We start from the raw sequence: 410 nt of genomic DNA, 5'->3' as shown, positions 1-410 counted from the left end.
CGGGGCTGGACGCCGGCTGGTTCGAGGAGGAGCACAAAGCGTACGGCATCCCCTTCCCGGCCGAGCGGATGTTCCGACTGGAGGAGCAACTGGCCGTCATCACCGGCCTGTGGGCCACCGCCCCCGGCGCCACGTTCGACCACCGGGGCACTCACTACCGGCTGGAGAACTCGCCGGCCCTGCCCAAGCCCGCCCAGGCCAAGGTGCCCGTCCTCATCGGCGGACACGGCGCGAAGCGCACCCCGCGCCTCGCCGCCCGCTACGCGGACGAGTTCAACATGCCGTTCGCCTCGATCGACGACAGCCGCCGACAGTTCGCCCGCGTCCGGGCCGCCGCCGCCGAGGCGGGCCGCAAGGCCGAAGAACTCGTCTACTCCAACGCCCTCGTCGTGTGCGTCGGCAAGGACGAC

Annotated in this window: 1 protein-coding gene; it reads left to right on the top strand. The window is 72.0% G+C overall.

The window, feature by feature from the left end; translation table 11 throughout:
• Nucleotides 1–410, top strand: a 410-nt coding sequence (locus G3I71_RS48925) for an LLM class flavin-dependent oxidoreductase (RefSeq protein ID WP_164325445.1), incomplete at both ends; no start/stop codon positions are given.

Origin of the sequence: Streptomyces sp. SID12501 (assembly GCF_010550245.1) — a bacterium.
Lineage (GTDB): Bacteria > Actinomycetota > Actinomycetes > Streptomycetales > Streptomycetaceae > Streptomyces.
This window is presented reverse-complemented; position numbering and strand designations above follow the sequence as displayed.